Origin of the sequence: Thermus sediminis, from assembly GCF_003426945.1 — a bacterium.
GTDB lineage: Bacteria > Deinococcota > Deinococci > Deinococcales > Thermaceae > Thermus > Thermus sediminis.
The window spans coordinates 371,776-393,607 of record NZ_QURO01000004.1; the positions used below are offsets into that span (position 1 = coordinate 371,776).

Here is a 21,832-nt window from a genome sequence, read left to right on the forward strand (position 1 = left end):
GGCCTCCAGGTTAGCCCCCCAGGCCCGCCCGGTGAACCCCTATCCGGCCAGGGCCCTCTCCAGGGCCCGCCGGGCCAGGACCCGGAGGAGGTGGAGCCGGTACTCGGCGCTCGCGAAGCGGTCCTCGGCCAGGGGGACAGGGGGGGTGTAGTCCCGGGTGGCCTCCACGGGGCCCGCACCCCCCTTGAGGGCCGCCTCCACCCCTTCCAGGCGGAAAGGCCCGTAGGCCGCCCCGGTGGCCCCCAGGCGGACATCCTTGAGGGCCTCCCCCTCCTGGAGGACCGCCGCCGCCACGCCCACCACAGCGTAGCCCGAGGCGGGGTGGAGGAACTTCTCGTAGGCGAAGCGGTACCCGGGGAGCTTGGGGACCCTTAGGCCCACGAGGACCTCGCCTGGGGCCAGGGCGGTCTGGAACATCCCCTGGAAGAAGTCCCGGGCGGGGATCCAGCGCTCCCCCCTGGGCCCCCTGGCCAGGATCTCGGCCTCCAGGGCCAGGACCGCCGCCGGGTAGTCCGCCGCGGGGTCGGCGTGGGCCAGGCTCCCCCCAAGGGTGCCCAGGTTGCGCACCATGGGGTCCCCGATCACCCGGGCCACCAGGGGGAGGAGGGGGAGGGAGGAGCGCTCCAGCTCGGCGTGGGTGGTGAGGGCCCCCACGAAGTAGGCCCCGTCCTCCTCGCGGATCCCCTTAAGCTCGGGGAGGCGGCCAATGTCCACGAGGAGAGGAGGGGTGGCCAGGCGGAGCTTCATGGCCGGGATCAGGGAGTGCCCCCCCGCCAGGAGCTTGGCCTCCGGGTTCTCCTCCAGAAGCCGGATGGCCTCGTCCAGGGTCTGCGGCCGGAGGTAGCGGAAGCTTGCCGGGTACATCCCAGACCTCCCTAGTCAGCAGCCACGGGAACCCTGTCCCGAAGGGCCCGCCAGATCTTCTCCGGGGTAAGGGGCATGTCCAGATGCCGGACCCCAAAGGGCCTAAGGGCGTCCATCACCGCGTTGACCACCGCCTGGGCCGCGGCGATGGTCCCCGCCTCCCCAATCCCCTTGACCCCCAGGGGGTTCACCGGGGAGGGCGTCACCGTATGGCCGTGCTCGATCCGGGGGATGTGGGCCGCCCTGGGCATGGCGTACTCCATGTAGCTCGTGGTCAGGAGCTGGCCGTTCTCGTCGTACACCCCCTCCTCCAGAAGGGCCTGGGCGATGCCCTGGACCACGCCCCCCTCCACCTGCCCCTTGACCAAGAGGGGGTTGATCTGGGGGCCGCAGTCGTCCACAGCCACGTAGCGGAGGAGCTTGACCTCCCCGGTCTCGGGGAAGACCTCCACCACGGCCACGTGGGTGCCGAAGGGGAAGACGAAGTTAGAGGGATCGAAGAAGGCCGTGGCCTCCAGGCCCGGCTCCATCCCCTCAGGCAGGTTGTGGGCCAGGTAGGCCTGGAGGGCCACCTCCTGGAAGCCCTTGGCCTTCCCCGGCACCCCCTTGACCTCAAACCGCCCCTCCCGGTACTCCAGGTCCTCGGGGGCCACCTCCAAGAGGTGGGCGGCGATGCGCCTCGCCTTGTCCAGGACCTTCTCCACGGCCCGGACCACGGCGGAAAGCCCCACCGGGGCGCTCCGGGAGCCGTAGGTGCCCATGCCGAAGGGGATGCGGCCCGTGTCCCCGTGGACGATCTCCACGTCCTCCAGGGAAACCCCCAAGAGGTCGGCCACCACCTGGCTAAAGGCGGTCTCGTGCCCCTGGCCGTGGCTGTGGCTGCCCGTGTAGACCTCCACCTTGCCCGTGGGGGCCACCCGCACCAGGGCGCTCTCCCAAAGCCCCGCCTGGGCCCCAAGCTGGCCCACCACCTTGGAGGGGGCGAGGCCGCAGGCCTCGATGTAGCAGGAGAGGCCGATGCCCAGGTAGCGCCCCTTGGCCCTGAGCTCCGCCTGCTCCTTGCGGAGGTTCCAGTAGCCCACGAGCTCCAAGGCCTTCTGGAAGGCCTCCTCGTAGTTGCCCGAGTCGTAGACCAGGGCCACGGGGGTGGCGTAGGGGAAGGCGTCCTTGGGGATGAAGTTCTTCCGCCTGAGGTCCGCGGGGTCCACCCCGAACTCCTCCGCCGCCAGGTCCATGAGGCGCTCCAGGATGTAGGAGGCCTCGGGCCGGCCCGCCCCCCGGTAGGCGTCCACGGGGGTGGTGTTGGTAAAGACCCCGGTGACGTGGCAGTAGATGGCAGGGATGCGGTACTGGCCGGAGAGGAGGGTGCCGTAGAGGTAGGTGGGGATGGCGGGGGCGAAGAGGGAGAGGTAGGCCCCCATGTTGGCCAGGGTCCGCACCCGGAGGCCCAGGACCCGTCCCTCGGCGTCGAAGGCCATCTCGGCCTCGGTCTCGTGGTCCCGGCCGTGGGCGTCCATGAGGAAGCTCTCCGTGCGCCGGGCCGCCCACTTGACCGGCCGGCCCACCTGGCGGGCCGCCACCAGGACGGCGGCCTCCTCGGGGTAGGGGAAGATCTTGCTCCCAAAGGCGCCTCCCACGTCTGGGGCCACCACCCGGAGCTTGGGCTCGGGGATGCCTAGGATGAAGGCCGCGTGCATGAGCCGGTGGACGTGGGGGTTCTGGCTGGTGGTGTAGAGGGTGTACTCCCCGGTACCGGGGTTGTAGGCGGCCAGGGAAGCCCGGGGCTCGATGGCGTTGGGGATGAGGCGCTGCTGCCGGAGGCTTAGGCGCACCACCTTGTGGGCCTTGGCGAAGGCCTCCTCCACCGCCTTCTCGTCCCCGATCTCCCAGGTGAAGGCCACGTTGCCCGGGGCCTCGGGGTGGAGCTCAGGGGCCCCGGGGGCTAGGGCCTTCCTGAGGTCCGCCGCCGGAGACAGGGGCTCGTAGTCCACCTCCACCAGTAGAGCGGCGTCCTCCGCCTGGGCCCGGGTCTCCGCCACCACTACGGCCACGATCTCCCCCACGTGGTGGACCTCGTCCTTGGCCACTACGGGCCGCGGGGGGATCTTGAGGGTGGGGAGGAGCCAGCCCACGGGCATGGGCTTGACCCCCTCCCGGGCGAAGTCCTCCCCCGTGAGGACCGCCAGGACCCCGGGGGCCTTGAGGGCCGCCTCGGTGCGGATGGCCCGGATGCGGGCGTGGGCGTAGGGGGAACGGACAAAGGCCGCGTGGACCATCCCGGGGAGGGTGAGGTCGTCCGTATAGGCCCCGCGCCCCGTGAGGAACCGGTAGTCCTCCTTCCGCTTCACCGCTTGACCAACGTAGGGCATCTCCCTCACCTCCTAGTCCGCCGCCTGGGCCGCCCGCATCCTCTCCGCGGCCCAGAAAACCGCCTCCACAATGCCCTGGTACCCCGTGCACCGGCAGAGGTTGCCCTCCAGGTAGTGGCGGACCTCCTCCTCCGTGGGGTTGGGGTTCTCCTGGAGGAGGGCGTAGGCCGCCATCACCATCCCCGGGGTGCAGAAGCCGCACTGCAGGCCGTGCTTCTCCCGGAAGCCCTCCTGGACGGGGTGCAGGCCGTCTTGGGAGAGGCCTTCCACGGTGAGGACCTCGCGGCCGTCCGCCTGCACGGCGAAGAGGGTGCAGCTTTTGACCGCCTTCCCGTCCAGGAGGACGGTGCAGGCCCCGCACTGGGAGGTGTCGCAACCCACGTGGGTCCCGGTGAGGCCCAGGGTCTCCCGGAGGTAGTGGACCAGGAGGGTCCTGGGCTCCACCTCGTGCCGGTGCTCAACCCCGTTCACCCTGACTTGAATCGCCACCCTCTCCATACCGCCTCCTCAGCTCCTGCTCCAGGTTCTGGAAAAACTGCTCCGCCAAACCCTGGGCCGCCCCCTGGAGGAGCCTCGCCCCAAGCCCCGCCAGGCTGCCCATGAGCCGGGCCTCCCCCTCGTAGCGCACCCGGGTGGCCTCCCCCTCGGGGAAGAGCTCCACCCGGCCCTCCCCCTCGGCCCGGCCCAAGGGGCTCTGGACCTCCAGGCCCAAGGTGAGGGCCTCAGGGGGCCTGCGGTCCTTGATCAGGACCCGGCCCTGGAAGCGGCCCCGGAGAGGCCCCAGGGCGAGCTCCAGGACGGCCCGGTAACACCCCTCCCCCTCGGGGACCAGCTCCTTGGCCCCAGGCACCGCCTTGGCGAGGAAATCCGGGTCTTGGAAGATCCGAAAAAGGGTTTCCCGGTCTGCTGGTATAGTTTTTTCTCCGCCCAAACGCATCGTTTAGCCCTATTATAAGAGGCCCTGGCCAAAATGAAAAGGGGTTAGAGCAGGACTTTACCCAAAACTTCCCTCCTCCTCTTCCAAGGCCTCCTTGGTGACCTCGTAGTTGAGCAGGCGGACCAAGCCCCGCAAGAGCAGGTAGGGACCATCCCGCTCACTGGCTATCCCCAGCTTTCCCCCAAGCCGCAAAAGGAGGCCCTCCAAGGCACCCCCAGACCGCCGCACCTCCCAAAGAAACACCGCCAGCCCCAGCAAAACAGCCACCACCTTGCGAATCCGGCTAAGCCCCCGCACCGGAAAGCTCTCAAGCCCCAACCCCGCCTTCAGAAGGCGGAAAAACTCCTCCACCCCCCACCGCCTCCGGTACATCTCCACCACCCGCAGCGCCTCCCTCTCCCCCCTCACCTCCAAGCTGGTCAAAAGCCACCACTCCCCCCGCCTCCCCAAAGCCGGTATCCAGCTCACCACCAGATGAAGCCTCCGCCCCTCCACCTCCCTCCATCCCAGCCCAAGCTCCACACCCCAGCACCTGCCCAAACACCTTCCGGTCGTCAAAACCCCGGTCCGCCACGTACACCAGCCGCCGCCCCTCCCCCCCAAGAACCCCCCGCGCCCCCGCAATGGCCCGCTCCACCTCCCGGGGCAGGCTGGCAAACCCCCGCTCCCCGTAGGCCACCAGGTGGGCGTACCCCAGGGCCAGCCGCCCCTGGACATCCATCCCCAGCGCGGTCAGGAGCTCATACCCGGTCTCCCGCTTCCTCCCCACCCGGGCTATCCCCTCCAGGGCCCGGGCGTGGGGCTTGCGCACCGGGCTCAGGTCCAGGAAGACCAAAACCTCCTCCCCCTCCAGGGCCAGGGCGCTCTCCCGGCACACCCTCTCCAGGAGGGCCTCGGCCCCCACCCGGGGGTTGGCCAGGAAGCGGTAGAGGGCTTCGGCCTGGTGGAAGGGGCGCTGGAGGTGGGAGGGCAGGGTAGCCACCATCTCGCTTACCCGGGCAGAGCCCGCAGCCAAGAGGCCTCGGCTCATCTCCTCCAAACGCCTGAAGAGCCGCTTATCGGGGGAAAAGGTCGGCCAACCGGGCCGTGAACTCGTGGAGCCTGCTCTCTGCAACCTTGAGCGCCTTCATGGCTCAACTTCGGCTCCGAAATCTACCACGCAGGCAGGATGTGGATAAAGTCCTGGAAGATCCGCACCGTGGCTGCTGCCGTGGGCCAGGTGGGCCGCGGGGAAGAGCTGGTCCGGGCCTTGGAGCGGGACCTCTTGGCCCTCCGCTCCAAGCTCCTGGTGCGCAGGGGCCCGGAGGCCCGGGTCCTCTACCTCTACCCCCGGGACCCCCGCAACACCTTTGTCTGCGGGGAGGAGGCCAGCGGGGCTGGCCTGATTGCCCTGGCGGGGGCCCAGAATGCGGTGAGGAGGGTGGCGGCTCCCGGGGCGTTGCGGGGATGCGTGAACCTGAGCGCCGAGGCCGTGGTGGCCGCCCGGCCTGACGTCATCCTGGTTCCCGTCTTCCCCGACCAGCCCTTCAGCTTTGAGGCGGTCCTGCGCCTGCCTGGGGTGGCCGAAACCCCCGCGGGCAGGGCGGGCCGGATTGTGGCCATGGACGTCACCTACCTCTCCGGGTACGGCTACACCGTGGGTAAGGGGGCCCTGGACCTCCACGAGGCCATCTACGAGAAGGGCGGGCAGGTCCTCATCCCGCACCCAGACCTCCGGAGGTGAGGGAACCCGTCTCGGCCGGGCGGCCCTATGCCAGGGGTCTGGCCTTTTTGTCCGCCCTCCTCCCCCTGGCCATGCTCCTGGCCGCCTCCCAAGGGGCCTACCCCATCCCTCTCCCCGAGCTTCCCCAGGCCCTTCGCGAAGGGGGGGAGCGCGCCGCCGTCCTCTGGAACATCCGCTTCCCCCGGGTGGTCCTGGCGGCCTTGGTGGGGGGAGGCTTGGCCATGGCCGCCTCCGCCCTGCAGGGGGTATTCCGGACCCCCTTGGTGGAGCCCGGGCTCGTGGGGATGGGTGGAGCGGCAGCCTTGGGGGCCCTCCTGGGGTTGGCCCTCTGGCCCTCCCTCCCCTGGCTCCTCCCCCTCTTCGCCGCCATGGGGGCCCTGGCCCTGGCGGGGTTCCTCTCCCGGTTGGCCCACCGGGAGGGCCCGGTCCTCCTCCTCGTGGGCGTGGTGGCCGGCCTCACCCTGGGGGGTGTCCTGGGGGTCCTCCAGTTTCTCGTCGAGGATCCCCAGGGGCGGAGCCTTAGCTTTTGGACCCTGGGCAGTTTTGCCGGAGCTAGCTGGGAGAGCGCAGCCCTGACTGCTGGGATGCTCCTCCTGAGCGGGCTTGCCCTCCTCCGCCTGGCCCCCTTCCTGAACGCCCTGGCCCTGGGGGAGGAGGAGGCCTTTCACCTGGGGGTGCCCGTGCGGGCCCTTAGGAGGTGGGCGCTGGCCTGGTCCAGCCTGGCGGTGGGGGCCGCGGTGGCCGCGGGGGGCAACGTCGCCTTTGTGGGCCTCCTCGTGCCCTGGTTCTTGCGGCGGTGGGTCGGGTCAGACCACCGTTTCCTCCTCCCGGGGGCCTTCCTAGGGGGGGCGAGCCTTGCGGTGCTGGCGGACTTGGCGGCGCGGACCCTCTTCGTCCCGGCGGAGCTCCCCGTGGGGCTCCTGACCACGGTCCTAGGGGGTCCCCTGTTCCTCTATCTGGTCCTGGGGGAGGGGAGGCATGCTTGAGGCCCGGGCCTTGGGGCATGCCCGCAACGGGCGCTGGCTGGTGGAGGGGGTGGACCTGAAGCTTCCCGCCGGGTCCCTGGTGGTCCTCCTGGGCCCCAACGGGGCGGGGAAGAGCACCCTCCTGCGCCTCCTGGGCGGGGAGTGGGCGCCCTCAAAGGGGGAGGTCCGGCTGGGGGAGAAGTCCCTCCGGGCCTACACGCCCCGCGAGCTCGCCCTCATGCGGGCCTTTTTGCCCCAGCACCGGGGGGTGGCCTTTCCCTACACCGCTTGGGAGGTGGTGGCCCTGGGGCGGCTTCCCCACGGAAGGGGGCCCAAAGAGGCGGAGCGCGTGGCCTGGGCCTTGGCCCAGACCGGGGCCCTGCACCTGGCGCACCGGCCCTACCCCTCCCTCTCTGGGGGCGAGCGGGCCCGGGTGGACCTGGCCCGCGTCCTGGCCCAGGACACCCCCGTTCTCCTCCTGGACGAACCCACCAACCACCTGGACCCCAAGCAGCAGTTGGAGGTTATGGCCCTCTGCCGCCGCCTGGCCCGGGGAGGGCGCCTGGTCCTCTCCGCCCTCCACGACCTCAGCCTAGCCGCCCTTTTCGCGGACTGGCTGGTTTTCCTCAAGGGAGGACGGCTTTTGGCCCATGGGCCCCCTTCGGAGCTCCTGCGCCCCGAGCTCCTGCAGGAGGTCTACGAGGTGCCCTTTGAGGTGCTTTGGCACCGGGGGCGGCCCCTGGCCTTTCCCAGGGAAGGGTGAGCCCTTCTCTTTGCGAGCGAGCTGCCTGGACCTCCGCCTGAGGAGCCTTAGTGCCTTCGCCAACGGCTTGGGCGCCTCTATCCAGGTGCCGTCGGAGAGGACGGCGAAGGAGGACAGGCCGAGGTCTATGCCCACGACATCCTCAGGCCCCTTCACCTCCTTCCTCCCAGGTTCGGGCCGCCCCACCTCGCAGGTAAGGCTCATGTAGGGCCGGTCCACCTCCCGGGAGAGGGTGGCAGAGAGAATCCCGGCCTTCCCCTCCCCTAGAAGCACCTCAGGGAAGGAGGAAACCGCCGCTTTGGGGCCCCTGCCCCAAATGAACCGCAGCACCTCCCCCCCAAGCCAGGGATCCGGGGCGTAGCCCTCCCCGGCCACCCCACCCCAGGGCCACAAGAGCCGCCTCCCCCTATCCCACCGCCTCATGGCCAGAAGCCGCGCGTGCCCCCGCAGCCGCCGCACCTCTTTCCCCCGACGAAAGCGGAGGGGCCGGTCCTTGCTCCGGTAGGCCAGCCCCGTGGTGTCCATAAGGTAGAGGGGGGAGGCGCCGGCACCTGACCGGAAGGAGCTACCTCCTCCGGCGAGGCGAGGTGGGCCTCCAGTTCCCGGGCAAGCCTCTCCAGGAGGGTTTCTAATACCCTTTCTTGCTGTATCCTTCGTCCATGACCGTAGCCGACCACCTGACCCTGAACGAGCTTTGGCGAAGGGTCAAGAAGGCCAAGGACCCTATAGACAAGCACCGCTTCCTGGCCGTCTACCATGCCAAACGGGGCCTCACCGCCAAGAAGATCGCCAAGATCACCCTCAACACCCCCCGCTGGGTCCAGGAGACGGTGCGCCGCTACAACCAGGGCGGCCCTGCGGCCCTGGGGGACAGGCGGCACCAGAACCCGGGGCAGAAGCCCAAGCTCACCCCGGAGGAACGGGAGAGGGTGCTTGGAGCTCTACAGGGCCCCCCACCCGACGGAGGCTTGTGGACGGGGCCCAAGCTGAGGGACTGGGTGGAAAGGGATCTGGGAAAGAGGCTTTCCCTCTACCCCATCTACCGGCTCCTACACGAGATGGGGTTTGCCCTGCGGGTGCCCCGCCCCCGGCACGCCAAGGCGGATGAGGCGGCGGGGGAGTTGTTCAAAAAAACCTCCTCGCCCAGGTCCAAGAGGCGAGGGCCCAGGGGAGGAGGGTGAGGCTTTTGGCCTATGATGAGCACCGCTTGGGGCTGAGGCCGGTGTACCGGCGGGTATGGGCCCGGCGAGGGGATAGGCCCTTGGCGGTGGGGGCGCACCGGTACCGGTGGTTTTACGTGTGCACCTTTGTGGAGCCGGAGACGGGGGAGAGCCTGAGCCTCCCCTTGGACGGGGTGGACACGGAGGTCATGGGCTGGGTTCTGAGGGAGCTCCGGGATTGGTTGGGAGAGGGGGAGGAGGGGTGGGTGGTCCTGGACCGGGCTGGGTGGCACGTGTCGGGGCGGGTGGAGGTGCCGGAGGGGGTGCGGCTGGTCTTCCTGCCCCCCTACAGTCCGGAGCTGCAACCTGTGGAGAGGGTGTGGCCCTTGGTGAACGAGGCGGTGGCCAACCGGTACTTCCGGGACCTTGAGGAGATGATGGAGGTGGTGGCGGAGCGATGCCGGGTTCTCGCGCAGGACCCAGAGACCCTCAGGCGGCACACCCTGTTCCACTGGTGCCCTGGGATGAAGGAATCAGCATAAAGTGGTATTATTACACAAAAGTCTTGACACGACCTCTCCCCCTGGTTTGTTCTATATTGTTCTGTACGGAGAACGATTTGTCCTACGAAGTGGGTCAAAACCTCCGTCGCCTGCGCCAGGCGCGGGGGCTTACCCTTTCTGGCTTGGCAGCCAAGGCCGGGGTGGCGAAATCCCTTCTCCATGCTTTGGAAGCGGGACACGCTAACCCTACCTTGGCCACCCTTTGGGCCTTGGCCCAGGCCCTGGAAGTGCCCTTTGGCGAGCTGGTCCAGGCCCATCCCGTGGGGGAGGAAGGTGCGATAGTTCAGCTTATTGAACAAACCCAGGGGCGGGCAGGGGAGAGGCTGGAGGTGTACCGCATGGATCTCCTACCCCGTTCCGAGCGTTGGGCGGAGGCACATGAGCCTGGCCTCCGTGAGCGGGTCATCGGTTTAAAGGGCAGAGCCCGGGTGGGACCACCTCCGGGTAGGGAGGTGGGCCCCGGAGAGGAGGTGGAGTTTTCCGGGGACGAACCCCATGTGTACGCCAGTGAAGAAGGGGCCAGCCTCTTGGTCTTTCTGCACTACCCCCCGCTTCCCCGACCCAAAGGGGAAGCTGGAAGCCCAGAGAAGGCCTCCTTGGCCCTTCGGGAGGTGAGCTTGGGGGTGGGAGGGTTGGCCTTGGAGGGTCGCTGGCTTGCCCCGGGGTTTCAGGAGGGGGTTTTTGTGCGTTGGAGCGGGAACGGCACCTACTTTTTCGGCCTTCCTTTGGCGCCTCTTCCCCGTCTGGAAGGCCGAGGGCTTTTGGGCGAGGCCCTGGCCCTTCTTCACGCACCCGTAGAAGACCTGAGGCCTTATCGGCAAAGCCCAAGCCTTCTTCTACGGACCTTGGCCTGGGAGGGGTTGCTCCTTAAGGGAGAGGTGGCCGACCCAGCGCCTCTTCTCCTCAAAACTGCGCACTTTCCTGCCAGCTCAGAGGAGGGGGAATGGGAGAGCCGTATCTCTGTGGACCGCTACGCCCAGGTGGAGCTCCTCCACCCCGGTTACGCCAGGCAGCCTCTTTTTCTGGCCTATTATCTGCAGGCCGCAGGCCTGGAAGGGGGGAGGTTCTTGAACGTGGGTACGGGGCCAGGGCATCATCTTCTTCTCCTCTTGGAGCTTCTGCCCCATTTGGAGCCGGTAGCGGTGGAACCCAACCCGGCCTCGAGGCAGGCCTTGGCACAGCTTCTCCCAGGCGTGGAAGTATGGCCCGAAGATTTCACCCTTTTGTCCACGGAGGAAACCTTTCCCTTGATGGTCTGCGTGGGTGCCAGCCACCACATGTCCACGTGGCGCCTTTTGGAGAAGGCCTACCGGCTTCTACGCCCCGGGGGCCTTTTGGCGGTGGTAGATGAGTTTTTGAGCCCCTTCGCCACCCAGGAGGAACGGGCCCGGAACCTGGTGCTTCACCACACGGCCTACCTGCTCCCCTTTCCCCTGGAAGAACCCGAGGCCCTTTGGGCTTTGCGTCTCCTCGCCCTCCAGGGAGAGCCCCGGGGCCTTAAGAGATTGGCGGAAGAGGCGTTGCAGGGCCTTAGGGCGCGGTCCGACCCTCTGGCCGCCTTCGCTCGGTTAGAGCTTCAAGCCCTAGTAGCCGGGCTGGACTACGAGGCGGAGACCAAGACCTACCCCCGCCGTTTTTTGGAGCTTGCCTTTGCCGTGGGCTTTGAGCTGGAGCGCCACCAGCGCCTGTTCGCCACCCATGGAAGCCGCTCCTGGGACGGGGGCACGCACCTCTTCCTTCTCAGGAGACCTAGATGATGCGGGGACTCCGTGCAGCTTGGCCCATCGCCCTAGGGTATTTCCCCGTGGCCATAGCCTTCGGCGCTTTGGGGGTCCAAGCGGGGCTCAGTCCCCTTTGGGTTCAGCTTACCTCCCTCTTGGTCTTTGCTGGGGCCAGCCAGTTCGCTCTGGTGGGTCTTCTGGCCCAGGGGGTGCCGCCTTTGCTGGCCGCTCTTTTGGGCCTTCTCCTCAACCTGCGCCACGCCTTCTACGGCCCAGCCCTGAGGCCCTACCTGAAGGGGAGTCCCCTGGAAGCCTTCTTTCTCACCGACGAGGTCTTCGCCTTGGCCCTGAGGGCCCTCCCGGGCCTTCCCCCAGGGGAAAGACGGGGCTACTTTCTGGGCTTGGGCCTGGGAGCCTACCTTTCCTGGAACCTAGGCACCGCCTTTGGGGCCTTGTGGGCCCGTGGGCTCCTGGCTTGGCCGGGCTTGAGGGAGGCCCTTGCCTTCTCCCTTCCGGCCCTCTTCTTTCTCCTGGCCCTCCCTCATCTAAGAAACCCTGTGGCTCTTCTAGCGGGCGGGGTGGCCCTAGCCTTCCACCTCCTGGGCCAGACGGCCTGGGGCCTCTTCTTGGCAGGGGTTGTAGGGCTTCTTGGGGAAAGGAGGCAGCCGTGACCCTGGCTCTCTTCCTCCTGGCCCTGGCCACCTTCCTCCTCCGCTTCCTTCCCTGGCGGGCGGAGAAGAATTTGAGGGCAGGCCAGGCAGGGCCTGCCCTGGTGGTGGCCCTCTTTTTGGTTTCCGCCTTCGGCCCCCCTCCCTCTTCCGAGTGGCTCCGCGCCCTCCTGGCCCTTTTTGGCACCTACTTGGGTACCCGCCTTACGGGAAACCTCGGCATCGCCGTTTTCCTAGGGGTGGGGCTTTACGGGCTTTTGGGCCTTCTTTAGCGGCTCAGGATATGAAGAGCTGCACCTGCTGCCCCAGGGCGCTCTCCGCCGGCAAGAGCCAGTAGCCCAGGAACCGCCGATCCCCAGGGCCACATGCACCCCCTTCCTGACCACACCTTCCCCTTCTCTTAAGACCTTTAGGTACAGGCTGTCCAGGTAGACGAAGGCCATCTCCTCGGTCACGGCGCCGGGGGTCTCGTGGGCGTAGCAGTGGCCCAGGAGGAGGCTTCCTGGGGTAGTGGGCGTTCTTGCGGCCTCCGTGTATCCGCGGGAAGGCTGTCCGGTTCAGCTCCGGTCACCGTCTCCCGCACCGCTTCCCTCAGCAAGCTCCGCAAGGTATTTTGATCCACGGGGCACCTCCTCGTTCCAAGGTGTGCCCCCCTATTAAACACGGACCCTTACACAGAATTCCTTACACAACCGACATCCAGGGCTCCACGCCGAGGGCCCGCAACTTGGCGAAAGCCGCTGTGGGGCGCCTAGACGAAGTCGGGATCTTCTAGTCGTTTCAACCCTTCGTGCCCGATCCGCCAGGTACGCTCCACTGCCTCAGGGGGCAGGAAATACACCGCCAAAACATCCTCCTCTTTGTTCGCCAAGGCCTCGATCTTGCCCCTGAGGTAGGCCCACTGTTCCCGGGTCACGCGGGCCTCAAACACGGAGTACTGCCGCCTCTCGCCGAATCCCTTGAGCAGCTTGGCGAGCCGCGCTCGCCGCCGGTCATCCGGGGTATCGTAAGCGATGACCAGGTAAAGCTCCCTCATCGCACCAAGAACGGTTCGTATCGGGGAAGTTCTCCCAAGAGGTGCTTGGCTAGGATTCGCGCTTGGGCCAGGAGGATCTCCCGGTAGGCCAGACGTTTTCCCAGAATAGGGTGTCGTACCCGCTCGTTGAGCCTCTCTCCCCAAGCCCTCAAGAACTTGGGCCAGGCATCCTTCCGCAGCCGGGGGAAACCTTCGCTTTCATCGAAGTCCTCAAAGGTCACCCGGCGGTTGTTGAGGAGGCTTAGGACCACCGAGTCGGCAAGGATGCTCCGGAACTCCTCCATCAGGTCCAGGGCTAGCGAGGGACGACCGTACCGCACCTCATGGAGGTAGCCCACGTAAGGGTCAAGCCCGGCTACGAGGAGGGCGCTTTCGCATTCCTTGGCAAGGAGAGCGTAAGCCAACGAAAGGAGGCTGTTGGCTGGGTCCCGGGGCGGCCGACGGCTCCGTTCCCCGAAGGCTAGACCTTCCGGCAGGAGCCCGGCAAAAGCCCGGAAGTAGAGGTCGGCGGCCCGGCCTTCCACGCCTCTTAGAGCCTCTTCGTCTGGGGCCCGCTCCGTTTCCTGGAGGGCTCCCTTCAGTCCTTCCCAGCCCTCAGCCCCGTTGCGCCTTAAGAAGACGAGGCCATTCTTGATCTTCCCTAAAACGAAGCGCCGAGCCAAGGTAAGCTTCCAAGCAGGGTCCAGGTGGGCCCGGAACTGGGCCACCCGGGCCGGGGCGTTTTTAGCGGGTGTGCGGGTCAAGCCTGCGTAATAAGTCCCGGTAGGGGAGAGGTAGTGAATCCCGATGCCCTCCAGGGCGCAGTGCTTGAGGAGGGCAGGGGTTACCACCGCGTTCCCCAGGATCACGATCTCTTCCACCGCGATAACAGGTTTTTGTAGAAGCACCTCGCGCCCGGCTCGGTCAAGTAGCGATTTTTGTGGGTTTCTCTTCCGCGGCCCAAAGCGGGGCCATGTCCAGGTAACGCCTGAGCGCCCAGTCCTCCGTGGCTCTCAGCATCACCACCGTGGCCAGATTCCCTAGGCTCCCCTCGCTGGGGAAAACCCCAACCACCCTGGTCCGCCGCTTCACCTCCCGGAAAAGCCGCTCCAGCGCATTCGTGCCCTTGATGTGCTTCTGGTGGCCGCTGGGAAAGTCCAGGTGGATCAGAGCTTCCCCCAAACCCTGGGCAAACACCTCCACCCCTCGCCTGTACCGGTCCCGGTAGCGTTCAACAAACTCTCGGGCCAGAGATTCCGCCGTGCCCCGCCGCCGCGCCACAAACACCTCCTGGAGCTCCGCACCGCTGCCAGCTGGCCCCAGGAAGCTCGGCCCTCGCCGCCTGGCGGATGGAAGGGGGGTCGTCGGAAATGACCAGCCTCACCCCACGAAGCCCCCGCTCCACCAGACCCTTCCGGAGGTTCCTCCAGGCCTCCTTCCGCTCCCCGCCCGCCGGTTCCACCGCCAGCAGCAAAAGGTACGGGCTGCGCCCGTGACCTCGGTAGCCTTTCTCGTTCACCCCCACCGCCACCAGAAGGGCCAGGTCCACCACCCGCCCGCCCCGGTTCGCCTTGAAGTAGGCCGCGTCCAGGCAGAGGTAGGGGTAAGCCAGCCCCAAGGGCCGGCCCCGCCAGGCAGAGGGCGCCTCCTCCAGGCGCTGGGCTACCCTGGAGACCGCGTCCTTACCAATCCGCACTCGGGACAGACCTTCGGTGATGGCCGCCACCTTGCGGGTGGAGACCCCTTGCAGGTCCATCTCCAGGACGGCCTCTTCCACCTCCCCGGTCATCCGCTTGTAGCGCTCCAACACCTCGGTCAGGAAAGTCCCCTCCCGGTCCCGGGGTACCCGGAGCTGCGCGATCTTGCCCGCCGGCGTGATGAGGTCCCGGGTGTAGTGGCCGTTCCGCTCCCCGCGGCGGCTCGGGGTGCGCTCACGGTGACCCGCAGCCAGGTGCTCGGTCATCTCTTCTTCCAACACCTGCTCGATGATGGCCTTGACCCCTTCCCGGATGCGCCGGCTGATCTCCTCCTTGGTCAACCTCTTGAACCCCTCTTGGTTCATTCAGCCCTCCATGCTTAACCCACAAAATAAGCGACACTACCACAGCCCGGTCAGAAATCCCGAGGGGCCAAACCACCCGGGAGCATAGAGGGTCCTCGCCGGCCGGGGCGGTTAGGGTAGGCCTCCAGCTCTCCCCAGAACCCCGGGAACGGGTGTAGAGCCCCTCCCTAAAGACAGGAGGACTTGAAACTGTAAACCAAAGCTCCCTAATTTGGTTGACGAACCCCACGAGGGTTCAAGAGGAGGTCCTTATGAAGGAAACCCAATCCCTGCCCTACGTGCCCCTGGCCAAGACCCTCTGGCCCGCTAGGTCCTTGGGCCGCGACCTGGGCCTTATCCTTTTGGGAAGCCTCCTGGTGGCCCTCCTGGCCCAGATCGCCATCCCCCTCCCCTTCACCCCCGTGCCCATCACCGGGCAGACCCTGGGGGTCCTCCTGGTGGGGGCCGCCCTGGGGAGCCGCCTGGGCTTCCTGGCCCTCCTGGCCTACCTCTTGGAAGGGGCCATGGGCCTTCCCGTCTTCGCCGGGGGAACGGGCGGCCTGGCCAAGGTCCTGGGGCCCACGGGGGGCTTCCTCCTGGCCTTCCCTCTGGCGGCTGGGCTCGTGGGCCTTTTGGTGGAGCGCTTGGGCCTGGACCGGGGCCCCCTAGGTACCCTCCTCGCCATGCTCCTGGGGAACGCCCTCCTCTACCTGCTGGGCCTCCCCTGGCTCTGGGCCTGGCTCGCAGGAGCAGGCCAGGCTTTGGACCTAGGCCGTCTTCTCGCCATGGGCCTCTTCCCCTTCATCCCCGGCGACCTGGTGAAGGCAGCCCTGGCCGCGGTCCTCCTGCCCTCCGCTTGGCGGTTCCTAGGGAAGCGGTAAAGGCAAGGTTCCTGGCCCTCGGCCCCTTGGGGCCGGGGTTTTATTCCTCGGTCTTGCAAGCGGTTTCACCAGGTGCCATACTCTCGGCTAAGGCATGACCAGGTCTCGCCCCACCATCCAGGAGGTGGCCCGCGCCGCTGGGGTTTCCCCGGCCACGGTTTCCCGGGTCTTGAACGGCACCGCCCGGGTTTCCCGGGAGAAGGTGCGGGCGGTCCTTAGGGCGGTGGAGGAGCTGGGCTACACGCCAAGCCCCCTGGCCCAGAGCCTGGCCACGGGCCGCTCCTACGCCGTGGGCATCCTGGTCCCAAGCCTCTCCAGCCCCTTCTACGGGCCCATCCTCGAGGCCATCACCCAGGAGCTTCTCACCTCCGAGTACCGCCCCATCGCCGTGCCCACGCACTGGAGCCTCATCGAGGAGCTAGAGGCCCTGGAGTTCTTGCGCATGCACCGGGTGGAGGCCCTGATCGTCCTGGGCACCCGTTTGGACGCCAAGGCCTTCCAAAGGTGCGGCGTGCCCATCCTCGCCTACGGCCAGCCCCTGGAGGGCCACGAGGCCTATACCCTGGAGGTGAACAACCTCGAGGCCGCCCATCGGGCCACCTGCTACCTCCTTGCCAAGGGCCACCGCCAGATCGTCCACATCACCAGCCACCAGGGGGGGCGGGACATCCAGGAGCGCTACCTGGGCTACCGAAAGGCCATGCGGGAGGCAGGGCTTCCCACTCGGGTCCTCTACGGCAACCTCCAAGAAGACGGGGGCTACAAGGTGGCCGACGAGCTCCTGGAGCGTTTTCCCAAAGCCACCGCCGTCTTCGCCGCCAACGATCAGACCGCCATTGGCCTCCGCCTCCGCCTGTGGGAAAGGGGGGTGCGGGTACCTGAGGACCTCTCCCTGGTGGGCTTTGACGACATAGACCTGGCCGCCTACCAGACCCCACCCCTCACCACGGTGCGCCAACCTACCCGGGTCATCGGCCAGACCCTGGCGGCCGCGGCCAAGGCCATCCTACAGGGCCAAAAGCCCTCCCTTCCCCCCACTCACCTGCAGGTTATAGAACGGCATTCGGTGAAGGAGGTGAGAGCCTGAAGGAAGACGTAGGTCCATAGGCCCAAGGCCTTCTGGACCGCCCCCTAGGGCGGATGTGCCGCAAAGGGGGTTTGGATGCTTAAGAAAGCGCTTTCAGGATTGGCGATCCTTGCCCTCTCCATGGGTCTTGCCCAAAGGACCCTGGAGATCTGGATCATGCCCAATAGCCCCAGGCCCCTCGAGGACCTGAAGGCCTTGGTGGCCCCCTTTGAGAGGGCCAACAACGTGGAGGTCAAGGTCACCGTCCTAGACTGGGGCGTGGCCTGGACCCGCATCACCACCGCTGCTACCAGCGGCGTGGGCCCGGATATCGTTCAGCTGGGCACCACCTGGGTGGGGGCCATCTCGGCCATGAACGTGCTGGAGCCCTTGGACGATGTCCTCCAGGCCCTGGGCGGCCCCAGGGCCTACCTCCCGGCGGTGTGGAACACCACCCGCCTCGAGGGCTCCCCCACCGCCACCGCCCTCCCTTGGTTCTCCGAGCTCAGGGCCTTTTACTACCGCACGGATGCCTTAAAGGCTGCCGGGGTGAACCCCGACAAGATGTTCGCCACCTGGCAGGACTTCGAGGCGGGCCTCGCCCAGCTGGCCAAGTCCACCTTCACCGACCCCGTCACCAAGAGGCCCCTCTTCCCCCTCTGCGCCCCCGGCAAGAACACCTGGGACGTGCTCCACAACGCTGCCCCTTGGATCTGGGGCAACGGGGGCGAGATCGTGAGAAGGTCGAGCCCGTGCGCCTCTAAAGGGCAAAAGGGGTTGTCCTTATGCCCGAGAAAGGGCTTTCATAACGCTCGGCCCTAGGGGCCCTAACGGTGAGCCACCCCTCCCCTGAGGCCTACCGAAGGTGGGGTACTTAAATCCAGGGAAAGCCGCTCAGGGAGCGAGCCCCCTTGGGCCTAGCTTCGGCGAGGCTACCCTATCGGGTAAGATAGGTCCTGTGCGGCCTACGCTGGAGAACCGCCGCGCTCGCCACGATTACGAGGTCCTGGAGACCCACGAGGCCGGGATCGCCCTTAAGGGTACGGAGGTCAAGTCCCTCCGGGAGGGTAGGGTGGACTTCACGGGGAGCTTCGCCCGCTTCCGGGGTGGGGAGATCTATCTGGAAAATCTCTATATTGCTCCCTACGAGAAGGGCTCCTACATGAACGTGGACCCCAGGAGGCCCAGGAAGCTCCTCCTCCACAGGCACGAGCTGAGGCGCCTCCTGGGCAAGGTGGAGCAGAAGGGCCTGGCCCTGGTGCCCCTCAAGATCTACTTCAACGAGCGGGGCTATGCCAAAGTTCTCCTGGGCCTGGCCCGGGGCAAGAAGGCCTACGAGAAGAAGGCGGATGACAAGAGGCGGGCCGTGCGCCAGGCTCTGGAGGAACTATGAGAACCCCTGTTCTGCTGCTCGTCCTCGGGGCGGCCCTGGCGCAAGCCCCCAGGCCCCTCCAGGTGGGAGCCCTCAGCGGGGAGGCCATCTACCCTGGGGGGCGGGGGGTGGCCTACGGGGAGGCCCGCTTGGTGGCCCAGGGCCTGGGGCTCAGCCTTTGGCAGGGGGAGAAGGAGGTGGCCCTTGGTTTGGGGAGCCGCTACCGGAACTTCCCCATAGCGGAAGAGGAGCGGCAGGCAGCGGCGACCGGGTCCGCCTGGAGGAGGGGGCGTGAGGTCTGGGTGCCCCTCCGCCCCTTGGCGGAGGCCCTGGGCCTGGAGTACCAGGTGCAAGAGGGGATTGTCCTCAACCTCCCTTGGGCCAGGCTCCTAGGGGCAGAGCGGGGCCAAGGACGCCTCCTCCTCCGTTTCTCCCGAGAGGTGAACGCCGTGCTCCAGGAGGGCGGGGTCCTCTTCCTCCTGGCCCAGGGGGAGGAGCCGGGATTCCGCCAGGAGGCCCTCGGCCTCTTCCTGCCCCTAGAGGCCCCTCCCGACCGCCTCTACTACCCTGGGGGCAACCGGGTGGCCCTGGAGTGGGGCCCCCTTCCCCGGCCTAGCCCCTTGGTCCTCCTGGACCCGGGGCACGGGGGGGAGGACCCTGGCCTCCTCTTTGGGGACCTCAAGGAAAAGGACCTTACCCTGGACCTGGCCCGCAGGACGGCCGCCCGCCTCCCAGGAAGCCGCCTGACGCGAACCGGAGACGAGACCCTGCCCCTCGAGGCCCGCCTGCGCCTGGCCCAAGGCGCAAGCGTCCTGGTCTCCTTCCATGTGACCCAGGGGAGCGCGGTGAACCTCTTCCTCCCCGAGGCCCGCTCCGCCCCTCTGGGGCGGAACGCGGAGGCCCTCCTGGCCTCAGCCCCTAGGGAGCGGGCCGCCCTCCTGAGGGCCCATGCAGGGGACCCGCGCCGCCTCGCCGAGGCTTTGGAGAGGACCCTTTCCGCCCTGGGCCTGGTGGTGGCCAGGGCGGAGGGCCCCTACGCCCTCACGGACATTCCCGGTGCCGCGGTGATCCTGGAGGTGGGGGTGGAGCGGCTGCAGACCGAGGAGTCTAGAAACGCCCTGGCCGAGGCCGTGGCCCAGGCGATCCGAACCTATCTGGGGGGACCGTGAGGAGGCTTTTGACCTTCTGGAATCTCTTTGGGCTTTTGGCCTTTCTGGCGGGAAGCCTCCTCTACGCCCAAAGCCAGGGGGAGCGCACCCCCCTAGCCCTACCCCTCCCCGCAGAGGAGGCCTCCAAGGACGCCCTGACCCTGGTCCTCTACCGCCCGAGCCCGCCCCAAGGCTTCCTCAAGGAGAGCTTGACCTTGGACCTAGGTCCGGGGGAGACCCCGGGGGGCGCGGCCCTTTCCGCCTGGGCCCAGGCGGTGGGCGCCCCTAGGCCTTTGGCCCTCTTCTTCAAGGAGAGGCGCTTGGTGGTGGACCTACCCCCAGGCTTTGCCCTGGGGCTGGACGCCACCCTCGAGGCCTTCCGCCTCTACAGCCTGGCCTACACCCTGCTCGCCACGTTTCAGGCCGAGGAGGTGCGCTTCCTGGTGGAGGGGAAACCAAGCGCCGGCCTGGCCCACCTGGACCTCAGCCGGCCCATCCGCCTGCCTTGAAGCTTGGGGCCTTGACTCCCTGTCCCCCGGAGGCCCAAGCCCTTCGCCAAGCGGGAACCCTGGGCTTCCCCAGCCCCACCGCCGGCCGTGCCGGCATCGACCTAGCCAGGGCTGCGCAGGCCCGCTTGGCGGGACGTTAGTAGGCCCCACCCCATGGGACGCCGGGGCAATGGGGCGAAACCCCTACTCCTCCCGCCGGAAAAGGCCAAGAAGGCTGGCGTAGTAGAGGATGGTGGCCAAGGAGCTCGCCAAAGCCGCCACGTAGGTAAGGGCCGCCCAGGTGAGGACCTGGCGGGCGGGGCCCGTCTCCCGGTCGCTGAGGAAGCCCATGCGCTTCAGGAACCCCATGGCCCTACGCGAAGCGTCAAACTCCACCGGCAGGGTGATGAGCTGGAAGAAGGCCACCGCAAGGTAGAGGTAGATCCCCAACTTGGCCAAGCCCAAGGCTCCCAAGGCCAGACCAGCAAGGACCAGGATAGGCCCCCAGGTGCTCCCCAGGCTGGCCACGGGCCAGAGGTTGGCCCTGACCCTAAGCCAGGCGTAGCCCTGAGCGTCCTGGACGGCATGCCCCACCTCATGGGCGGCCACCGCCAGGGCCGCCAGGCTGGGCGAGGCGTAGTTGGGCTCAGAGAGCCGCACCGCTTTGGCCTGAGGGTCGTAGTGGTCGGTGAGGTGGCCGGGCACCGGCTCCACCCGCACCTGGGAAAGCCCATGGGCGTCCAGGATGGCTCGGGCCACCTGGGCCCCGGTGAGCCCCCGCGTGTTGCCCACCCGGCTGTGACGGGCGAAGGTGGCTTGCAGGCCCCACTGGATCCCCAGGCTGGCCACAAAAACCGCGATCATGAGCAAAAGGGCCAAGTCCATCTCTCTTACCTCCTTTCGGGAGTAGCATAGCCCCTAAGGCCACCCGTCTGGGTGGTCTTGGCTTGGGCCTGCGGGCGCTCCAGTCAGAGGGAGAGGCTTCTTTCGGACCACCACCCCGGATGGACCCTCCGCGCCCACAGCTGGCCCCTTTTGGGGGCGACTACTCCCCAGGGGTCTTTATACCAAAAACCCCCTCCCCGCACAAGGGCTCCTTGCCAAATGTGAGCCCGCTTCCTTGTTCTGAACACGCTCAGGGGTATAGTGGGGACCGGAGGTGGCAGCATGGGTTACGCCCATCCGGAAGTCTTAGTGAGCACGGCCTGGGTAGAGGAGCACCTGCAGGACCCCGCGGTGCGCATCCTGGAGGTGGACGAGGACATCCTCCTCTACGACACCGGCCACATCCCCGGAGCGCAAAAGATCGACTGGCAGCGGGACTTCTGGGACCCGGTGGTGCGGGACTTCGTGGACGAGGAGGGCTTCGCACGGCTTATGGAGCGGCTTGGCATCTCCAACGATACCACCGTGGTCCTCTATGGGGACAAGAACAACTGGTGGGCGGCCTACGCCTTCTGGTTCCTCAAGTACAACGGCCACGGGGACGTGCGCCTCATGAACGGGGGAAGGCAGAAGTGGGTAGAGGAGGGCCGGCCCCTCACCACCGAGGTCCCCTCCTACCCTCCCGGCCGCTACCAGGTCCCCTACCGGGACGAGTCCATCCGCGCCTACCGGGACGAGGTCTTAAAGCAAATCCTCAAGGTCAAGGAAGGGAAGGGGGCCCTGGTGGACGTGCGGAGCCCCGAGGAGTACCGGGGCGAGCTCACCCACATGCCGAACTACCCCCAGGAGGGAGCCCTTAGGGCGGGGCATATCCCCGGGGCCAGGAATATCCCCTGGGCCAAGGCGGTGAACCCCGACGGCACCTTCAAAAGCGCCGAGGAGCTCAGGACCCTCTACGAGCCCCTGGGTGTGACCCCGGACAAGGACATCGTGGTCTACTGCCGCATCGCCGAGCGCTCCAGCCACTCCTGGTTCGTCCTCAAGTACCTCCTGGGCTACCCCCACGTGAAGAACTACGATGGCTCCTGGACGGAGTGGGGGAACCTGGTGGGGGTGCCCATCGCCAAGGGGGAGGAGGGCTAGGTACCCCACCGGGGCTTTCGCCGCGGCGGGGATCCCAGGAGAAACCCGCTCAGGGGCCAA

General features: G+C 67.5%; 26 protein-coding genes and 3 pseudogenes. 15 read left to right on the plus strand and 14 right to left on the minus strand.

What is annotated here, in order from left to right; genetic code table 11:
* Positions 1-39: 39 nt before the first annotated feature.
* The 6 genes from ATI37_RS02595 to ATI37_RS02615 are packed head-to-tail and all read right to left on the minus strand — an operon-like array spanning position 40 to position 5,200.
* Positions 40-864: an FAD binding domain-containing protein gene (locus tag ATI37_RS02595; RefSeq protein ID WP_117236985.1), complete on the minus strand. Its 825-nt coding sequence runs from the start codon at positions 862-864 to the stop codon at positions 40-42.
* 11 nt (positions 865-875) lie between these two features.
* Positions 876-3,233, minus strand: a complete 2,358-nt coding sequence (locus ATI37_RS02600) for a xanthine dehydrogenase family protein molybdopterin-binding subunit (RefSeq protein WP_117236986.1) — start codon at positions 3,231-3,233, stop codon at positions 876-878.
* 12 nt (positions 3,234-3,245) lie between these two features.
* Positions 3,246-3,731, minus strand: coding sequence for a (2Fe-2S)-binding protein (locus ATI37_RS02605; protein ID WP_117236987.1), 486 nt, complete (start codon positions 3,729-3,731; stop codon positions 3,246-3,248).
* Positions 3,691-4,170: an SRPBCC family protein gene (locus tag ATI37_RS02610; protein ID WP_117236988.1), complete on the minus strand. Its 480-nt coding sequence runs from the start codon at positions 4,168-4,170 to the stop codon at positions 3,691-3,693. The genes ATI37_RS02605 and ATI37_RS02610 overlap by 41 nt, the downstream gene beginning before the upstream one ends.
* A gap of 57 nt (positions 4,171-4,227) precedes the next feature.
* Positions 4,228-4,521, minus strand: a complete 294-nt coding sequence (locus ATI37_RS11965) for an IS4 family transposase (RefSeq protein ID WP_332871149.1) — start codon at positions 4,519-4,521, stop codon at positions 4,228-4,230.
* Positions 4,478-5,200, minus strand: coding sequence for a hypothetical protein (locus tag ATI37_RS02615; protein WP_232822426.1), 723 nt, complete (start codon positions 5,198-5,200; stop codon positions 4,478-4,480). Before ATI37_RS02615 ends, ATI37_RS11965 begins: the two co-directional genes overlap by 44 nt.
* Positions 5,201-5,338: 138 nt before the next feature.
* Here ATI37_RS02615 and ATI37_RS02620 point away from each other — a divergent pair, with 138 nt between their 5' ends.
* From ATI37_RS02620 to ATI37_RS02630, 3 genes are read left to right on the plus strand one after another with little or no spacing between them, the layout of a single operon-like run.
* Positions 5,339-5,893 carry an ABC transporter substrate-binding protein gene (locus ATI37_RS02620; RefSeq protein WP_232822427.1) on the plus strand — a complete coding sequence of 185 codons (555 nt, stop codon included), beginning with the start codon at positions 5,339-5,341 and terminating at the stop codon, positions 5,891-5,893.
* Positions 5,890-6,879, plus strand: coding sequence for a FecCD family ABC transporter permease (locus ATI37_RS02625; protein ID WP_232822417.1), 990 nt, complete (start codon positions 5,890-5,892; stop codon positions 6,877-6,879). Before ATI37_RS02620 ends, ATI37_RS02625 begins: the two co-directional genes overlap by 4 nt.
* Complete coding sequence (locus ATI37_RS02630; protein ID WP_117236989.1) at positions 6,872-7,621, plus strand: heme ABC transporter ATP-binding protein; 750 nt, start codon at positions 6,872-6,874, stop codon at positions 7,619-7,621. The genes ATI37_RS02625 and ATI37_RS02630 overlap by 8 nt, the downstream gene beginning before the upstream one ends.
* Before the next feature lie 57 nt (positions 7,622-7,678).
* Here ATI37_RS02630 and ATI37_RS02635 read toward each other — a convergent pair.
* Both ATI37_RS02635 and ATI37_RS02640 read right to left on the minus strand, forming a co-directional pair.
* Positions 7,679-7,825: pseudogene (locus ATI37_RS02635) on the minus strand (RNA-guided endonuclease TnpB family protein); the annotation flags it as partial.
* A pseudogene (locus tag ATI37_RS02640) lies at positions 7,785-8,231 on the minus strand (IS5/IS1182 family transposase); the annotation flags it as partial. The pseudogenes ATI37_RS02640 and ATI37_RS02635, both read right to left, overlap by 41 nt.
* A 49-nt stretch (positions 8,232-8,280) precedes the next feature.
* Here ATI37_RS02640 and ATI37_RS02645 point away from each other — a divergent pair.
* From ATI37_RS02645 to ATI37_RS02665, 5 genes are all read left to right on the plus strand, one after another.
* A complete protein-coding gene (locus tag ATI37_RS02645) occupies positions 8,281-8,802 on the plus strand; it encodes a winged helix-turn-helix domain-containing protein (RefSeq protein WP_232822428.1) in 522 nt (173 codons plus the stop codon).
* Positions 8,799-9,323, plus strand: a complete 525-nt coding sequence (locus tag ATI37_RS02650; RefSeq protein ID WP_117236990.1) for an IS630 family transposase — start codon at positions 8,799-8,801, stop codon at positions 9,321-9,323. Before ATI37_RS02645 ends, ATI37_RS02650 begins: the two co-directional genes overlap by 4 nt.
* A gap of 89 nt (positions 9,324-9,412) precedes the next feature.
* Positions 9,413-11,101, plus strand: coding sequence for a helix-turn-helix domain-containing protein (locus ATI37_RS02655; RefSeq protein WP_269801866.1), 1,689 nt, complete (start codon positions 9,413-9,415; stop codon positions 11,099-11,101).
* The gene (locus ATI37_RS02660) at positions 11,098-11,736 is read left to right on the plus strand and encodes an AzlC family ABC transporter permease (RefSeq protein WP_117236992.1); all 639 of its coding nucleotides are present in this window, start codon (positions 11,098-11,100) and stop codon (positions 11,734-11,736) included. The genes ATI37_RS02655 and ATI37_RS02660 overlap by 4 nt, the downstream gene beginning before the upstream one ends.
* The gene (locus tag ATI37_RS02665) at positions 11,733-12,005 is read left to right on the plus strand and encodes an AzlD domain-containing protein (RefSeq protein WP_117236993.1); all 273 of its coding nucleotides are present in this window, start codon (positions 11,733-11,735) and stop codon (positions 12,003-12,005) included. The genes ATI37_RS02660 and ATI37_RS02665 overlap by 4 nt, the downstream gene beginning before the upstream one ends.
* Before the next feature lie 31 nt (positions 12,006-12,036).
* Here the strand turns inward: ATI37_RS02665 and ATI37_RS02670 are convergent.
* The 5 genes and pseudogenes from ATI37_RS02670 to ATI37_RS02690 all read right to left on the minus strand — a co-directional run.
* Positions 12,037-12,397, minus strand: a pseudogene (locus ATI37_RS02670) (IS256 family transposase); the annotation flags it as partial.
* 87 nt (positions 12,398-12,484) lie between these two features.
* Entirely contained in the window at positions 12,485-12,769 is a 285-nt protein-coding gene (gene cas2 / locus ATI37_RS02675; protein ID WP_117236994.1) for a CRISPR-associated endonuclease Cas2, read from the minus strand.
* On the minus strand, positions 12,766-13,656 hold the full coding sequence (gene cas1, locus ATI37_RS02680) for a CRISPR-associated endonuclease Cas1 (protein ID WP_117236995.1): 891 nt from the start codon (positions 13,654-13,656) through the stop codon (positions 12,766-12,768). Before cas1 ends, cas2 begins: the two co-directional genes overlap by 4 nt.
* A gap of 16 nt (positions 13,657-13,672) precedes the next feature.
* Positions 13,673-14,029, minus strand: coding sequence for a transposase (locus tag ATI37_RS12425; protein ID WP_157969073.1), 357 nt, complete (start codon positions 14,027-14,029; stop codon positions 13,673-13,675).
* Positions 13,980-14,810 carry an IS256 family transposase gene (locus ATI37_RS02690; protein ID WP_117236997.1) on the minus strand — a complete coding sequence of 277 codons (831 nt, stop codon included), beginning with the start codon at positions 14,808-14,810 and terminating at the stop codon, positions 13,980-13,982. Before ATI37_RS02690 ends, ATI37_RS12425 begins: the two co-directional genes overlap by 50 nt.
* Before the next feature lie 251 nt (positions 14,811-15,061).
* Here ATI37_RS02690 and ATI37_RS02695 point away from each other — a divergent pair, with 251 nt between their 5' ends.
* The 6 genes from ATI37_RS02695 to ATI37_RS02720 all read left to right on the plus strand — a co-directional run bounded on the left by ATI37_RS02695 (position 15,062) and on the right by ATI37_RS02720 (position 19,765).
* Positions 15,062-15,670 (plus strand): biotin transporter BioY, encoded by a 609-nt coding sequence (locus ATI37_RS02695; RefSeq protein WP_117236998.1) that lies wholly within the window; start codon positions 15,062-15,064, stop codon positions 15,668-15,670.
* Positions 15,671-15,764: 94 nt separating this feature from the next.
* Entirely contained in the window at positions 15,765-16,757 is a 993-nt protein-coding gene (locus ATI37_RS02700; protein WP_117236999.1) for a LacI family DNA-binding transcriptional regulator, read from the plus strand.
* 75 nt (positions 16,758-16,832) lie between these two features.
* Positions 16,833-17,558 carry an extracellular solute-binding protein gene (locus ATI37_RS02705; RefSeq protein WP_117237000.1) on the plus strand — a complete coding sequence of 242 codons (726 nt, stop codon included), beginning with the start codon at positions 16,833-16,835 and terminating at the stop codon, positions 17,556-17,558.
* Positions 17,559-17,694: 136 nt separating this feature from the next.
* Entirely contained in the window at positions 17,695-18,129 is a 435-nt protein-coding gene (smpB, locus tag ATI37_RS02710) for an SsrA-binding protein SmpB (protein ID WP_117237001.1), read from the plus strand.
* Positions 18,126-19,277: an N-acetylmuramoyl-L-alanine amidase gene (locus tag ATI37_RS02715; RefSeq protein WP_117237002.1), complete on the plus strand. Its 1,152-nt coding sequence runs from the start codon at positions 18,126-18,128 to the stop codon at positions 19,275-19,277. The genes smpB and ATI37_RS02715 overlap by 4 nt, the downstream gene beginning before the upstream one ends.
* Positions 19,274-19,765 (plus strand): GerMN domain-containing protein, encoded by a 492-nt coding sequence (locus ATI37_RS02720; RefSeq protein WP_117237003.1) that lies wholly within the window; start codon positions 19,274-19,276, stop codon positions 19,763-19,765. The genes ATI37_RS02715 and ATI37_RS02720 overlap by 4 nt, the downstream gene beginning before the upstream one ends.
* A gap of 183 nt (positions 19,766-19,948) precedes the next feature.
* Here the strand turns inward: ATI37_RS02720 and ATI37_RS02725 are convergent, their stop codons facing one another.
* Complete coding sequence (locus ATI37_RS02725) at positions 19,949-20,629, minus strand: zinc metallopeptidase (protein WP_117237004.1); 681 nt, start codon at positions 20,627-20,629, stop codon at positions 19,949-19,951.
* Between the two features lie 282 nt (positions 20,630-20,911).
* Between ATI37_RS02725 and ATI37_RS02730 the strand changes: the two genes are divergently transcribed.
* On the plus strand, positions 20,912-21,772 hold the full coding sequence (locus ATI37_RS02730; protein ID WP_117237005.1) for a sulfurtransferase: 861 nt from the start codon (positions 20,912-20,914) through the stop codon (positions 21,770-21,772).
* The last annotated feature ends 60 nt before the right edge of the window (positions 21,773-21,832 follow it).